The 15012-nt window shown below is 31.1% G+C and carries 14 protein-coding genes; 3 read left to right on the top strand and 11 right to left on the bottom strand.

All coding sequences use genetic code 11. The annotated features are described in order from the left end of the window. Nucleotides 1–432: 432 nt before the first annotated feature. From KQI41_RS01480 to istB, 3 genes are all read left to right on the top strand, one after another. Complete coding sequence (locus tag KQI41_RS01480; RefSeq protein ID WP_154440096.1) at nucleotides 433–1101, top strand: class I SAM-dependent methyltransferase; 669 nt, start codon at nucleotides 433–435, stop codon at nucleotides 1099–1101. Between the two features lie 126 nt (nucleotides 1102–1227). Next, entirely contained in the window at nucleotides 1228–2814 is a 1587-nt protein-coding gene (istA, locus tag KQI41_RS01475) for an IS21 family transposase (protein WP_216554205.1), read from the top strand. After that, nucleotides 2811–3569 carry an IS21-like element helper ATPase IstB gene (istB, locus tag KQI41_RS01470; RefSeq protein ID WP_280634044.1) on the top strand — a complete coding sequence of 253 codons (759 nt, stop codon included), beginning with the start codon at nucleotides 2811–2813 and terminating at the stop codon, nucleotides 3567–3569. The genes istA and istB overlap by 4 nt, the downstream gene beginning before the upstream one ends. Before the next feature lie 32 nt (nucleotides 3570–3601). Here the strand turns inward: istB and KQI41_RS01465 are convergent, their stop codons facing one another. From KQI41_RS01465 to rlmD, 11 genes are all read right to left on the bottom strand, one after another. After that, nucleotides 3602–4399, bottom strand: coding sequence for a serine hydrolase domain-containing protein (locus KQI41_RS01465; RefSeq protein ID WP_216584682.1), 798 nt, complete (start codon nucleotides 4397–4399; stop codon nucleotides 3602–3604). 124 nt (nucleotides 4400–4523) lie between these two features. Beyond that, nucleotides 4524–4769, bottom strand: coding sequence for a hypothetical protein (locus KQI41_RS01460; RefSeq protein ID WP_154443126.1), 246 nt, complete (start codon nucleotides 4767–4769; stop codon nucleotides 4524–4526). 42 nt (nucleotides 4770–4811) lie between these two features. Beyond that, nucleotides 4812–5792: a hypothetical protein gene (locus KQI41_RS01455; protein WP_154443125.1), complete on the bottom strand. Its 981-nt coding sequence runs from the start codon at nucleotides 5790–5792 to the stop codon at nucleotides 4812–4814. Between the two features lie 46 nt (nucleotides 5793–5838). After that, nucleotides 5839–6858 (bottom strand): hypothetical protein, encoded by a 1020-nt coding sequence (locus KQI41_RS01450; RefSeq protein WP_216584681.1) that lies wholly within the window; start codon nucleotides 6856–6858, stop codon nucleotides 5839–5841. A gap of 814 nt (nucleotides 6859–7672) precedes the next feature. Next, the gene (locus KQI41_RS01445) at nucleotides 7673–9367 is read right to left on the bottom strand and encodes a recombinase family protein (RefSeq protein WP_154442329.1); all 1695 of its coding nucleotides are present in this window, start codon (nucleotides 9365–9367) and stop codon (nucleotides 7673–7675) included. A gap of 226 nt (nucleotides 9368–9593) precedes the next feature. After that, the gene (locus KQI41_RS01440) at nucleotides 9594–9848 is read right to left on the bottom strand and encodes a hypothetical protein (RefSeq protein ID WP_154442331.1); all 255 of its coding nucleotides are present in this window, start codon (nucleotides 9846–9848) and stop codon (nucleotides 9594–9596) included. Between the two features lie 487 nt (nucleotides 9849–10335). Further along, nucleotides 10336–11313 (bottom strand): AAA family ATPase, encoded by a 978-nt coding sequence (locus KQI41_RS01435; RefSeq protein WP_154442333.1) that lies wholly within the window; start codon nucleotides 11311–11313, stop codon nucleotides 10336–10338. A 445-nt stretch (nucleotides 11314–11758) separates the two neighbouring features. Beyond that, nucleotides 11759–13063, bottom strand: coding sequence for an FtsW/RodA/SpoVE family cell cycle protein (locus KQI41_RS01430; RefSeq protein ID WP_154442335.1), 1305 nt, complete (start codon nucleotides 13061–13063; stop codon nucleotides 11759–11761). Beyond that, the gene (locus KQI41_RS01425) at nucleotides 13047–13397 is read right to left on the bottom strand and encodes a PadR family transcriptional regulator (RefSeq protein WP_154442337.1); all 351 of its coding nucleotides are present in this window, start codon (nucleotides 13395–13397) and stop codon (nucleotides 13047–13049) included. The genes KQI41_RS01430 and KQI41_RS01425 overlap by 17 nt, the downstream gene beginning before the upstream one ends. 98 nt (nucleotides 13398–13495) lie before the next feature. Continuing rightward, on the bottom strand, nucleotides 13496–13687 hold the full coding sequence (locus tag KQI41_RS01420) for a hypothetical protein (RefSeq protein WP_154442339.1): 192 nt from the start codon (nucleotides 13685–13687) through the stop codon (nucleotides 13496–13498). After that, nucleotides 13660–14994, bottom strand: a complete 1335-nt coding sequence (gene rlmD / locus KQI41_RS01415; RefSeq protein WP_216584680.1) for a 23S rRNA (uracil(1939)-C(5))-methyltransferase RlmD — start codon at nucleotides 14992–14994, stop codon at nucleotides 13660–13662. The genes KQI41_RS01420 and rlmD overlap by 28 nt, the downstream gene beginning before the upstream one ends. Nucleotides 14995–15012 lie beyond the last annotated feature (18 nt).

Genomic DNA, 15012 nt, shown 5'->3' with positions numbered 1-15012 from the left:
GATGGTAAATAGAATGAAAGATACCCTTGTAATTAAAGCATTTACTCAAGCTTATGGAAAAGAACAGTGTAATTGCAGGTTAATAGTTTATACCAAACCTTTTGAAAACGTTGATAACTCCATACAACAAAACTCTTTCCATCTAACTTTCTTAAACCACCATTGTAATATTTATAAAAACTTTATATAATTTATATTATACTAATATGAACAACTAAAATTAACATGATTATACTATATTAAGCAACCTTTAAAGCTATATTTGTTTTTTTGTTAGGATTTATAAAACTTTATTTCAGCATAATTCATTGATAATAAGCTAAACCATAGAAGCTACAGATTGTTATCTCTGAGATAGTCACAGTTCATTTTTAACTCAAAGAATTATATCTATCTAGCTCTAATTTACCATGATGAGAAAGGATAAGAAATATGGACAATTACTATGCCGAAAAATTAAATTCCAAAAAGTTGTTTCAAGTGTACAATACCCAAATTCCACGTGTCAAGCAGTATTTACAATCAGAAATAGATTTTGTCAAGAAAAATCTATCAAACACACAAAGTGTTTTGGAGCTTGGAGCCGGATACGGTCGAATTATTAGGGAATTGGCTCCCTACTGCAAATCTATTGTCGGGATAGATATCTCAGTGGAAAGCGTTGAATTAGGCAAGGAGTATCTCAAAGGCTATCCCAACGCGAGTATAGTTGCAATGAATGTTCACCAGATAAATTTCCCTAAATCTTTTGATGTTATTTTGTGCCTGCAAAATGGATTGTCTGCCATGGGTGCTGATTCCACTGTCATTCACAAAATTCTTGATAAAGTGGCACCAGGTGGAGTAGCTTATTTCAGCAGTTACAGTACTAGATTTTGGGATTTTCGTCTAAAATGGTTTGAGGAGCAGACCTCCAAAGGGCTTTTGGGGGAAATTGACTATACCCAAACCAAAAATGATGTGATTATCTGCAAAGATGGCTTTAAAGCAACTATCCATTCCACAGAGGATTTTGAGAAAATTGGCAAAAATCTGGGATACCCATATGAGGTGCAAGAGGTGGATGAGTCTAGCGTGTTTCTAATCGTCCATAAAATCTAACTAAATTGCAAACCGTTAGAAACACATGTTTATGTTAATCTAAAAGTAGACCACCATAATAATTGAAAACTGGTCCACCTTAAAATATAATACCCCTTGAAGATATCTTTTGAGGGGGGACAAGAGGTGATAAAGCTGGATCAGAAAGCAGAAATACTAATGAAATATTTTAGAGAAAATATGTCTCAAAGAGCAATAGCTAGAGAGATGAAGGTTTCTAGAACTACAGTAAGAAAATATATTAATAATTATGAATCTAAGTGTGAAGAAATAGAAGAACTAGCTAAGGATAATAATATTACTAATAGTGATACTTTAAATCTTGTTTCAGAAATGGTATCAGCACCTAAATATGATACTAGTAAAAGGACTAGAATTAAATTAACAGATGAAATAATAGAAAAGATAAATGAATTAATAAAAGAAAATGAGAGAAACCGGTTACTCGGTAGACATAAGCAATTAATGAAGAAAATTGACATACATGAAAAATTGATTGAACTAGGATTTGATATTAGCTATCCTACAGTTTGTAATTACATAAGGGATAATCATGAGAAAAAGGAAGCTTTTATCAGACAGGAATATGATTTAGGGGAAACACTAGAATTTGATTGGGGTGAAGTTAAAATTACAATAGGTGGTAAGCCTACAACTTTTCAAATGGGTCTTTTAACTACAGCCTGTGGTTCACATCACTATGCAAGACTTTACCAAAATCAGAAGATGGAAAACTTTTTAGATATTCATGTTAGGGCCTTTAATCGTATGGGTGGGGTCCATAGAGAATTAGTTTATGATAATCTAAAGCAGGCCGTAAGAAGGTTTGTTGGAAGAAATGAGAAAGAAGCTACAGAGGATTTAATTAAAATATCAATTTACTATGGGTTTAAATACAGGTTCTGCAATGTGGCTAAAGGAAATGAAAAAGGTCATGTAGAAAAAGGGATTGAATATGTTAGAAGAAAAGCATTTTCAAGTCAAACTGACTTTGAGTCTATAGAAGAAGCAAATACTTACCTTGGTGAGAAACTATTAGAACTTAATTCTAAAAAAAGAAACTGGTTACAAAATCAAAGTCCCTTAGATATATTAAATCAAGAAATGGCTTATCTAATACCGTTAAAGCCACCCTATGATGCCTCTAGAAGAGTTGAAGCAAGGGTTAATAAGTATAGTGTAATAACCATAGATCAAAATAAATACTCAGTACCAGATTATCTAGTAGGTAAATTTGTAAATGTAAAAATATATCCAGAGATAATAGAAATATATTACAAAGATAATAAGATAGCTGAACATAAGAGGTCATATCAAGCCCATTATTGGAGTATAGATATAAATCATTTTATTCATACATTAAAAAAGAAGCCTGGAGCATTACACGCAAGTGTTGGTAGACACCAGCTTAGCCCAGAGCTTCAAGAAACATATCAAGAATATTATACCAGTAATCCAAGAGATTTCATAGAACTTTTGGAATTAATAAAGGAAAAAGATTTAGACAGCGTATTAAAAGCAGTAGAAGAATTAAGGAAAATAAAGAAAGAATTAGTAACAACAGATAATATTAAAAATATAATTTTCAAACTTCCAATGGATAAAGAATCCTTAGAAACTAAGGATATATCAATACAAAATGCATCATTAAAGCAAATCTCAATATTAAATGATTTGTTTAACTTAAAACCAATAGGGAGGTATGAAAATTGAATGAAATATTACAAGAAATTAAAAAATATGTATCAGAACTGAAGATTCCAGGTGTGAATCAAGGGTTAAAGATGAGCATTGAAGAAGCATACAAATTTGATAAACCCTATGAAGAATTCTTAAGAGATATCTTAATAGAAGCCTATGATATGAGAAAGGAAAATGGCAAGAAAAACAGAATTAAGAATGCTAGATTTCCCTACAAAAAGTATCTAGATGAACTAAGGGTAGAATATTTACCAGAAGACTGTAGAAAGAGGCTTAAAGAGCTTAAAACACTTAATTTCATAGAGGAAGGTAGGAATATAATACTAGCAGGAAATCCAGGAACGGGTAAGACCCATCTTTCAATAGGACTGGGCATAGAAGCCTGCAATACGGGCTATAAAGTGTACTTTACAACAGTAGCATCCCTAATAAATGAATTGAAAGAATCCAGAAGTGACAAGAAATTATATACTTTTGAAAAAAGATTTGAAAAGTATGATTTAATCGTGGCAGATGAATTAGGATATATTTCTTTTGACAAAGAAGGAAGTGAATTACTTTTTACATTTCTCTCCCTCCGGGCAGAGAGAAAGTCTACAATAATAACTACTAATTTATCATTTGATAGATGGAATGAGATATTCAATGACCCAGTTTTGACAGCTGCATTAATTGATAGATTAACCCATAAATCTTATGTAATAAATATGAATGGTGATTCTTATAGGATTAAAGAAACTAGGGAATGGTTAGAAGAAACCAATTAGTTTACATTACCAAGTGGTACAGTTTTCGATTATTATATGGTACACTTTTCAGTTGACAAATACAACAGTTTTCCTCTAAAGAATGCCTTTATAAATATCATTAATTCTTGAGCAGTAGTTATACAGCCTCCACTTGCGCCGCTACTAATCACAAACTTAGGACGGTGGATAATTTGATTCATATAATAGATTTTAGGTATCTCATTATATCTATCCTCAGGAAGATACGTATTCACTAACCGAAGTGGTTCAAAGATATACTTTTCATATGCTTTGGATAATGTTAAACCACTTTCTTTTTCCACGATTTGACCCAATATATCAAAGTTTATATCTGCATAGTAAGCTTTTCCTTTCTTTCTAGGTTTAAAATGAGGTTTTAACTTCTTAACACTACTTATGGTGTCGCAAAAATTAATATGAAAATCCTCTTGTATAATTCTATTTATTAAGCTATTTTCCCCTTCTAAGTACACATCAGGCAGCCCGCTTGTTTGAAACAATAGATCAGATACTGTTAATTCAAAAGAGTACTCTCTACCCTTATAAACATGAATTCCCTTTAAAATATTTATATCAAAATAATTTACAATTTTATCTTCCAAGGATAATTTATTCTGCTCTAACAATATCAAAATACAAGTGGTAGTAAATAACTTAGTAATACTTGCCATAAGCAATGGAGAATTTAATTCTTTTTCTCCATATCTTTTCATAAGTGAGAACTCCCCACTTGTATTTTCTATCAACAAAATTCCCTCATTTATTTTTTTTGAGCTTGCATATTTATTAAAAACTTTTTCAAATCTCTTCGTTTTAATAATTGTCATAGTCACTTCCCCCTATATTTGACCCTTATTGACTTTGCATTTCTTCAGTACTTCCTCCATATAGATAATCTAAAATCAGACCTCCAAATCACCTTTAAAAAATATTTTTCTCTAATAATATCTCTTATTTCTTACTTATTTTACTTGTTTTTTCATTCCCACGTTTGAAATTACCAGTAATCTTAGCCATTATCAATTGTGCTTCTATTGTATTTGCCTTTGATACTTTCGATAAAAATTTTTCACTTTCTTTACCTTTTAATATCATAACTTGTTTCCCATGCCAAGAAATAAATACCCTATTATCTTTCGATACTCTATATGAGAAAGCTTCTTCTTTAAGTTTGTTTCTTTTATCTATACTCTTCAATTTGTAGAGCCCCCTTATATAAATATTTTTAAAACATTTACTCTACTTTGAAGCATTATATAATATTTCTAGTACATAAGTTGTATGATCTATTTTCCTATTTAGGTTAGTCCTCCAATTATCAGATAGCTTACATGAACTCAATGCTGCACCAAAATCCCAAAGCCCATCCTCACCTCGTCTATTTATAAGCCATTCTATCTCATCATTAAATTCATCATAGAAGCCATCAAATAATGATAGAACACTCATAGTATGTATCCAACTGGATAATTCCTTAGTATTTCTAATAAGTTCAGGTTTTTCATATAACCTTGTATTGGTATAAAAAATAGTCTCTGGATAGGAATGTAGCCAATGCAGATATTGTCTTTGTATATCTACTGGTATTTTATCTTTAATATGAGCAAATAAAATAATATTATTGATACTATTAAGTCCTATATACTTGCCATGGATATTTACTCCAAGCACCTTTTTTGAAATATTATCTATCTGAGAACTATCATATAAACCATTTTGAAAACTATTCTGTAATATATATATCCATTTTAAACAGTTTTCTATATAGTGAGGGTTTTCAGAATTAAACAATGCTAATCTTGATGTAATAAACAGAGGCACTGCTGGCTTAAACCATTTGTTTCCTTCCCAGGCATCAGGCCATAGTGATAAATCGCTGAGCATATTTTCCATATGAATGCATGCCTTATCAATAATCTCATCACCACGTTTTAAACCAAGTGCATATAAATAGAGCAATACTGATTCTGTGGTCTTGTATTTTTGCTTTACCCTAAAATCTTGACTATGAAATCTTCCCCAGCTACCATCACAATGCTGCTCATTTTTTATACTTTGTACCCATTTACTACAGTTTAGTTTTCTTCTAAGATCAATCATTACTTCTGAGTTTGAATCATAACTGCTGAAATTAGTTAAAATCTTATATTTTACAACATCAGAAGGATTATGAGATAATAGGATTTCTGATATTTCCTTTAGATAAAATATATGAATCACCAACCCTTTTCTTTGTTAAAAGCTATTCTAATTTATGAAATGTTACTTAGTATATTTCAGAATAATACAATATTAGTAAACTTCTAAATGTCAAATCACACATACGTCTTTCTTCTGTCCTCCAGTCTTTTTCCAATGCTAAACCAGTATAAGTACCCCATTTTGTAAAATAATAATGATTTAATTTCTTTTTGAATATTCCATCATTTTCATCTAAATTATTAACAAGAAAATCAACTTGAACCTTTAGCTCTTCTATATGCTTCACTACTCCAAGTCTAGATAGTAATTCCATTCTATGAAACCACATCATCCAATCTTTATCTTTAAATGTATTCATGTCTTGATAAAAATCATGCATGCAAAAGGAAGCTGGTGCAATTAATTGGTGTCCTTTTAGTACAAGTATATCTGAAATAGGTGATAACTTTATTAATTGACCTATTGACGAAGTAATTATTTTTTCGTTTTCTTTACTTCTCCATGTCTTTGTAAAGGCAAGAAGTCTAAGGTCATATATACTTGGCCATTTCACTTCATTCTTAAAAATCAATTTACTTTTATACTCTTCTGTAATGTCTTGTATTTTGTCTACAGAAAGTATGAACTTAAATTTATCTAGTGCATTTTCTATTTGTTCTTTGATGAAATCTTTATTTTCTATACCTGCATAAGCAAAGATAGTGGATCTAATTAACTGTGAACCTCCAAACCCTTTTTCATCTAATATCTTACCAACATTAAATAAACATCCTTTATCAAAGGTATCCTCTCTTCTTTCTAATTCATTCAACATTTTTTGAATTGGAAATTGTTCTGATAAAACGCCTTTTTCCGATAATACTCTTATTGCAGTTTCAATTCCCTTCTCACTATGGAAATCCTCATCTATCCAACCATCTGAATTTTGTTTTGCTATAAACTCCCGAATCAGTTTATCCTCTAAAATTTGACTTTGCAGTTTTTCTTCTTCATATGAATCTATATCATTTAGAATTTCTTTTTTTATTCTATACTTTATGGATGAACAAGCATTGTCTAATAAAAATTCTATTGCTTTATTCATATGTTCCTCCTTTCATTTTTAATCTTTTTCCCTTCATAATCGTTACTGCTCTTAGCTAGTTATACTAATAGATGATTAAATTTCAATCTATACAAAATCTCCTTAGACTCCATTTCAAGCTTTAGATTTATAAACCACTCAATCTGAAATTTTGTACTGTTGATTCCAAATTGGAAATTAAGAGCTTCAAAAATACTAATATCATCGATACTTTCAAATATACTGCTCTTTATCAAGCATTGATAAATATAAAGTTAGCAAGTTACTTCACGCCTCTCTCTACAGGAAGTTTTGGCTTTCAGTACGTCTTTTAATCCACCGAGATGGATTACAGCCTTTATACAGCTTTCTTTAAAGCTTCTGAACACTACACTCTAGTATTCTTTAACCTTTCTGCTGCTTATTTTGTTAGTATATAGTTCATTATATTGTGTCACTTCAAATTGTTTTGTCTATGCCACAATTATATTCTGTTAAACCAATATTTTCAAGATATAGTGAATTAACTTTAAAAATCTTATCTAATTTTAAATTTTTTCATGTGTAACCATCCTAGTTCATGTGAAATTAAAAGCACAAAGATTTCTTCATCATTATCCTGATTCCTTTAAATTTTTCTCTATTCAATTTGCATTTTTAAGGTGTCTTCTTCGAAAATCTACTATGTCATCTATAAAATCGCCCAAAAAAAGAGGCCAAAATTGCACTTTTTGACCCAGTTTTTTGCTCACTTTTCATCTCAAAACCACTATATGTTGTGGTCAAACTGTATTATTTTCTCTCTGAACCACAATACGTCATCATTATTATACTCTCAACGTGGCTCGTCCTCTTGATAGGTGCATTTTTGTAAACCTGCATTTTGCTCACTTTTAGAAGTTTGTTTATGTCCATCAATTTTACTAGTTAATCCTGTTTTAAATATGAATGTCAACATATAAGGATCTATACTTCCATCTTCTTTATACCCACCTATGATAACTTCTTCCACTACAGTTTTAAATACTTCCCTATCAAATTCTACTAGTGGTTCTTTGCTTTCGAATAGTTTCCTGAAGGATGCTATTCTTTCTTTGATAGTCTTTTCTTCATCTTCTACTACATCTAACTCTTTCTTTTCTGTTTTTAATTCTTGGAGTTCTTTCTTTAATTCGGTATATTTTTCTTCATAGGTTTCTTTATCTATTTGGTCTTCTAGATGTAGATCTATGAGTTTACTTATCTTATTCTCTACATTTCTTATATCTCCATCTATTTGCTTTAATAGTTTTTTATTATCCTTGGACTGTAATTCCTTCTCTATGTTTTCTAGGAATTCTTCTACTATGGTTTTTTTATCTCTACATAGGATATTAAAGGCTTTTACAAAGGCATTCTCTATTATCTTTTCTTCTACTGCCTTACATTCAGGACAGGATTTCTTTCCCTTCCTGATTGCAGTTGTGCAGAACCAGACATCCTTTTGTTTATCAGTTCCACTATGCCATCTTCTCCTGGTAATATTCCCACCACAGTAGGCACATTTCATCATGCTGGAAAAGGCATATTTTAAGCTATGTTTTTTCATTCTTCCCTGATTATGATTTCTACTTCTTTTTTCTAATATTTCTTTTGCTTTATTAAATTGTTCCCTTGATATAATAGGTTCATGGTTATTTTTTATATAATACTTTTCTTCTTCTCCAAAGTTATCTAATCTTCTTTTACTTATTGGATCTAGAGTAAAGGTCTTTCCCATTAGGATATCCCCTACATATTTTTCATTTTTAATAATTCCTCTGACAGAGGAGTCTGACCATGTGGTATTTCCTTTCTTGGTCTTATAACCTTTTTCTGTAAGCTCCCTTGCTAGTACAAAGCATCCTATGCCACTGGTATACCTATTAAATATATATTTTACTATCTTAGATTCTTCTTCATTTATAATTAACTTTTTCTTTTCCTTGTCATAATCATAACCTAAACAGGAAGCTTGTCCTACTAATTCTCCTCTTTTCATCTTCATTTTAAGACCCATTTTAGTATTGGCAGAAAGAGATTCACTTTCCTGTTGTGCTAAAGAACTTAGGATAGTTAATAACATTTCTCCATTCATTGTTAAGGTATTTATATTCTCTTTTTCAAAGATTATTGCTATATTTTCATCTTTTAACATTCTAACATACTTCAAAGTGTCCATGGTATTGCGAGCAAATCTAGATATGGATTTAGTAATTATAATATCTATTAAACCATTATTGGCATCAGATATCATTCTTTGAAACTCATCTCTATTATCTGACTGAGTACCTGATATTCCTGAATCAGCATAGATATCTACAAATTCCCATTCCTTATTCTTCTTAATTAAATCTGTATAATGGTTTACTTGGGATTGATAGCTATTCATTTGTTCATCTGAATCCGTACTTACTCTACAGTAGGCTGCTACTCTAGCTTTGTTTATTGTCTTTCCAGTATTTCTATCAATTTTCTCTTTCTGGGCTTCAATTACTTGTACCTTACTCATTTTCTCACCAACCTTTCTTTTAATCTATAATCCTCATATTCCTGCCAGGGATTACAAGGATTATAGATAGAAGATTCTTCTTAGTCAAGCTAATTATCAGTGTTTCAGGGTCTTCATCTCTGCATTTATTCTAGAAATTCACAAGAATAAACACAGAAAATAAAATAGTAAAGGTAAGCCAGCCCTAATATATTTTATTGTTATTCTCCTATTTTCTTATTTCTTCCTACTCTTTTACTTCGTATCTTTTCTTTATACTATTTCTTATAGTTGAATGTTCTTTTTCTGAAATTAATTCCTCTTTTAATAATCGATTTAACATTCCTATTTGTAAACTATATTTTTCTATATTATTCTTTAGAAATTTATATCCAATTGGAGTAAAAAGAATATTTGCTACTGTTCCTATATCCCCTTCTCCTCTTATATCTTTTAAAATTATCCTTATTTTCTTCCAAAGTGATCTTAACTTCTTTTTCATTAAAAACCTCCAATCTTATTTATAACTTTTATATAATTTCCCTTACATTTTCTTTGACCACCTATAGGTGACACCAACAAATGCCTGTTTATCGGGATTTTTATCATTTCTGACCACCTAAGACAGCACAAACCCCAGTTTCCGACCACCCATCTTTATTCTTTCAAACCACGGCACTGCCGGGGGATGTGTCTGGAAGGTGGAATCTTTTGACCACCTTCCTTTATCCTGCACTAAAATCTACAGGGTAGTTCAGTCCATATTTTGCTTTTTTAAGCTATCCTTTTATCTCTAATATTTCCAAGAACAGTTATCAACACATTTTCAGCCATTCCCCTACATCTGCCTAAATTTGATTTTCATCTCCCTCTTCGACCAATTACTCTCTTATCCTATTCAAAGGCCACACAGGGGGAACTGTGCCTAGACTTTCAGGGTCAAGAGGGACATTAGTTTGAAGACTTAGGGGGTAGTCATTTTATCGTCCCTAATGCCCTATTTTGAAAATTTCAATCAATCTTTTGCCATTACTCTTCCGTAAAACAACAGAGATTGAACGTTCTTCAAGTTCTTTTGTATTTTGTATTATCTTTTTACTAAGGGTCTTTGGAGAAATATTATCGTCCCTGTTTTTAGAAAGTTTCCCTGCTAATTCTGTAGGAGTAGATTTATGATACTCTTTATCTTCCATAAAGTCAGAAAGAAGCAGCACTACATCATCTAGTAGGACATCTTTGTTTACAAAGCTGTCTGTTACTACTTGCCAAATATTGTCTTCATTCCTTTCTAATTTAATTTCTCTATAGTCTATATCTCTACCTACACAGGAAAGAGTCGCCATCTTACTTCCTCTAGATTCTTCTACCAGAATAAAGCTACTGTCTACTGCTCCTTGTATTCCTGTTGTACCAGAAATACGATTAAAGGGATCCTTATCATATTCCTTTCTTAAGTGATGGATGAGTAAAATAGCTATTCCATATTTATCTGCTAGATTTTTTAATATGGTTAGATCACTATAGTCATTGGCATAGTTATGATCCTTAGATGTATTTCTTATCATCTGTAGGGTATCAATAATAATTAAGACTGTATCTGGATTCTCTTTTATGAAGCTTACTATCCTTTCTTCTAAGTCACCCCCTAACCTTGCATTTTCTGTACAGAAGTTTACCTTATCCGTTGCTTCATCTGTAATATCAAATAGTCTATTTTGGATTCTTATTTGACCATCTTCAAAGCAAAGATAAAGAGTAGTCCCTTCTTTAACCTTATTTCCCCAAACCTCCTCTCCTTTAGCTACTGCTACTGACAACCATAAAGCAAGCCAAGACTTTCCTACCTTTGGTGATCCTGCCAGAATATGAAGCCCCTCTGATAGTAGATTTTCAATAATAAAATTAATTGGTTTAAGTGGCATAGTCATTAAAGTTTCACCATCAATAGTATTAAATCTTTTTGTCATTTATTTTCACCCCCTTACTTGTTTCCACATTTGAAGTCGATTTTTCAAGTCTAATTGGAAAAATATTTTATTTGAAAATTATCTCTTCATAAGTTTCCACACTTAAGCCCTGATTTTGAAGTCTAAATATAAAACATTTTAAATAAAAAATACCCCTCTATATGTTTCCACATTAAGAGGGGTATTTACGAAGTCTAGATTTCAAAATAGGCAGAAAAATAACCTTGATATTTTCATCAAGGTTATTTTCTGTATATCTAATTTTTTAGATTGATTTTGAAACTACATGCCCTTCTCACAACCACTCTATATATTTAATTTAACTTGTGTTATAATAATTTTTAACTTTCCCCGTCTTCTTACTCATATTACCAGATAAATTAAAGTAGAAGGGTATTTTCTGGTAGCAAGATGCACAAAGAATTAACATAATATTTTGGTATTCTTATTCATCATTTGGTAATAATAAACTGTCTTTCACTATATCTCCAGATTTAAATACCGAGAGCATTATGCCGATTAAGGTCATATTTACTATTGTAGACATTCCGCTATATGAAATAAAAGGCAATGTTAGAGAACCCATTATAGGCAAACCTAAATTTGTTATGGTATAAAAGATAACTTCCATTGTAAATGTAACTAACACTGCCATGGAGACTAATTTCCCTAGAATACTTTTTTGTTTATAGCATAGCTTAAATGAACGGATTATAAAAAAAGATATTATCCCCATTACTACAATAAATGACAGCCAACCTAATCTATGAATTAAGTATGTCAGTATATAATCTGTGTTAATTGTAGGTATCATATAGGGATTTGATCCTAAATCCCCTCTACCCATAAACTTTGTAGCTGCTAGCATTTCTCTCATTCTTGCACTAATATAACCATCACCTAATGGATCCTTAAATGGATTTATTATATTTAAAAATCGTTCTCTCTTATGACTATAGAACATTAGCTTTATAAATCCCGTAATAACTATGGCTAGAGTTGGTATGTATACATGAAGCATTCCATAAAACTTATTTACGTTGAACCATCCCTTTATTATTGCCATGGTTATAAGGATTAAAAAGCATAAGGATATTAAAGCTACAACTGACATGCTTGGTATTCTAAGTCCTATCAATACGGGGATAATGAAAAATACTCCACTTAAGATTATTCCCAAATATCCCTTACTTCTCATATTATAAATTATCCCAGCCATAACCGTTGGAAATGCAAGTAAAATAAATTGAACATATAAATGCTTCCCCCTAATAACAGGTGATAAGAGTATCGAAAGTATGGATAAAACAGTTAATCCTGCAAAAATAGACTTAGGATATCTGCCTATAAATGTAAAATCAATAAAATATGCACCTATCATACATGCTATACCTATTAAGGTGGCCATCAAACTTCTTTCCAGCATAAAGGGTGTATCTGGCTCAAAGCTTGCAATATATCTAATTCCAAAGCCAAGTATAATCATAATCCCTGTTAAGAGAAATATATTCCATTCCATCTTAGGTCTATGGGTTCTATCCAGCTCAGTTCCAATTAAAACAGGATCCCCCATTTCTTTTATTGCCTTTTCCATGGCAGTCTCCTCATCTAATCCCTTATCCATGAATGCATTTTTTTGATCTATAACATGGTTTCTTATTTCCTCAGAAACGGTATTATGAGCCTTTTTCCATCTTATTTGTTCACAAATGGTTTCTATGAATTCATTTAGTTTAGCAGAATATTGCATAACTTTCCCCTCCCCTTAGGACCTGATTAATTGCCCTTACATAAGCCTTCCATTCATCTTCCTTTTCTGATAACATTCCTTTTCCTTTTTTTGTAATGGTATAATACTTTCGCAACCTACCATTATCTGCACTTTTTTCATAGGAATTAACCATGTTTTTTTCTTCTAGATCATGTAGAAGCGGATAAAGTGTACCTGCTTTTAATGAAAATGTATCATCAGATCTTTTGGATAATGTATCAATCATCTGATAACCATACATATCTTCGCCATCCAACAATTTCAATATAAGCATAGCTGTACTACCCGTAATTAAATTCTTATTTATGCTCATAAGACATCTCCTTTCGTATATAGATTGCCTATATATAGTATATATAGACAATCTATATATGTCAATACAAAGATTACTTTTTTACTCCGTATCTCATGCTACATAACCATTCCCATAATAACCTCAACTCCATCAAAAACTTCCTTCCTTCTTCTTCCTTTCCCTACATCAGAAAAAACGATATGTTTGTCTCTATGAAAAAACTTCATAAGAACATATCGTTTTTGTTGATAATTAGGCATTCTACTATCTATGTCTATTATTAAGTTTTCTGTATTCCTACCACGCACTCTATGTGCCCAGTATGTGGAAACATATCTACTGGCTGAATCTCCGTTGCCTTATATCCATACCTTACTAAATACCTCAAATCTCTTTCCTGAGTTATTGGGTTGCAAGATATATAAACTATCTTTTCAGGAGATAGTTTAACTAAAGAGGATAAGAATCTTTCATCACTTCCAGCTCTAGGGGGATCCATTATAACCACATCTACATTTTTATTTTCATTTGCTAGTTTTACCATAAAATTTCCAGCATCATCATTATAAAAATATACATTTTTAATATTATTTTGTTTTGCATTTTTAATTGCATCTTTTACAGCATCTTTATTTAGTTCTACTCCTATTACGTTTTTTACTTTTTTACTTACTATTAGTCCTATGGTACCAATTCCACAATAGGCATCTAGCACCGTTTCATTTCCTTTAAATTTAGCCATTTCAATAGCTTTATTATATAATACTTCTGTTTGGATAGGATTTACTTGATAAAAGGATTTTGCAGAAATCTGGAACCTTATGTCACACAGAATATCTTCTATATATCCTTTTCCGTAGATTACTATTTCCTCATTTCCAAGAACTACAGATGTATTTCGGTTATTTATATTCATTATTATTGTAGATATTTCTGGATGTTTTTTTCTTAAGGCTTTTATATAATTATTTTTTCCTGGAAAAATCTTAGTAGATACTACTAATACTACCATTACCTCATTTGTAGCAAAGCCTCGTTTTATAAGTACATGTCTTAAAAATCCATCACGGGTATCCTCATCATAGGGTTTCATCTTGAAGGATTTCATAAGGCCTTTTATGGTTTCTATAATCTCATCTGCCTTATTATCTTGAATCATACATCTATCTATATTTATTACATCATGGGTATTTTCTTCATATATCCCAGATATAATCTCTCTTTTTTTATTATATGAGAAGGTGGAATGTATTTTATTCCTGTAATTATAGGGGTCTTTCATAACCAAAATATCGTTTACCTTACAAAACGAACCTAGTAAGTCCTCTACATTTCTTTGCTTAAATCTACTTTGCCCCTCATAGGATAAATGTTGTATTTGGCAGCCTCCACATTTACTATAATATGGACATTTGGGTTTCACTCTATCCTTAGATTCTTCTTCTATTTTTATTAGCTTTGCAGTTGTTACTCCCTTGTTTTGAGAAATTTCAACAGTAGCCATTTCTCCTTCTATTAGATTGGGCAAGTAATATTCCTTTCCATTTATACTTACAATACCCTTGCCATCTTCATTTATGCCTATACATTTCACCTTTAGCAATTCTTTCTTCATATTTTCACCTTTTATTTT

Source organism: Tissierella pigra (assembly GCF_018917845.1).
Classification (GTDB): domain Bacteria; phylum Bacillota; class Clostridia; order Tissierellales; family Tissierellaceae; genus Tissierella; species Tissierella pigra.
This window is presented reverse-complemented; position numbering and strand designations above follow the sequence as displayed.

What these genes read in the sequence shown, in the direction of transcription:
- KQI41_RS01480 (WP_154440096.1), top strand. Translation starts at nt 433, where the DNA reads ATGGACAATTACTATGCCGAAAAATTAAATTCCAAAAAGTTGTTTCAA.
- KQI41_RS01465 (WP_216584682.1), bottom strand. Translation starts at nt 4,399, where the DNA reads ATGACAATTATTAAAACGAAGAGATTTGAAAAAGTTTTTAATAAATAT.
- KQI41_RS01450 (WP_216584681.1), bottom strand. Translation starts at nt 6,858, where the DNA reads ATGAATAAAGCAATAGAATTTTTATTAGACAATGCTTGTTCATCCATA.
- KQI41_RS01445 (WP_154442329.1), bottom strand. Translation starts at nt 9,367, where the DNA reads ATGAGTAAGGTACAAGTAATTGAAGCCCAGAAAGAGAAAATTGATAGA.
- KQI41_RS01440 (WP_154442331.1), bottom strand. Translation starts at nt 9,848, where the DNA reads ATGAAAAAGAAGTTAAGATCACTTTGGAAGAAAATAAGGATAATTTTA.
- KQI41_RS01435 (WP_154442333.1), bottom strand. Translation starts at nt 11,313, where the DNA reads ATGACAAAAAGATTTAATACTATTGATGGTGAAACTTTAATGACTATG.
- KQI41_RS01430 (WP_154442335.1), bottom strand. Translation starts at nt 13,063, where the DNA reads ATGCAATATTCTGCTAAACTAAATGAATTCATAGAAACCATTTGTGAA.
- KQI41_RS01425 (WP_154442337.1), bottom strand. Translation starts at nt 13,397, where the DNA reads ATGAGCATAAATAAGAATTTAATTACGGGTAGTACAGCTATGCTTATA.
- rlmD (WP_216584680.1), bottom strand. Translation starts at nt 14,994, where the DNA reads ATGAAGAAAGAATTGCTAAAGGTGAAATGTATAGGCATAAATGAAGAT.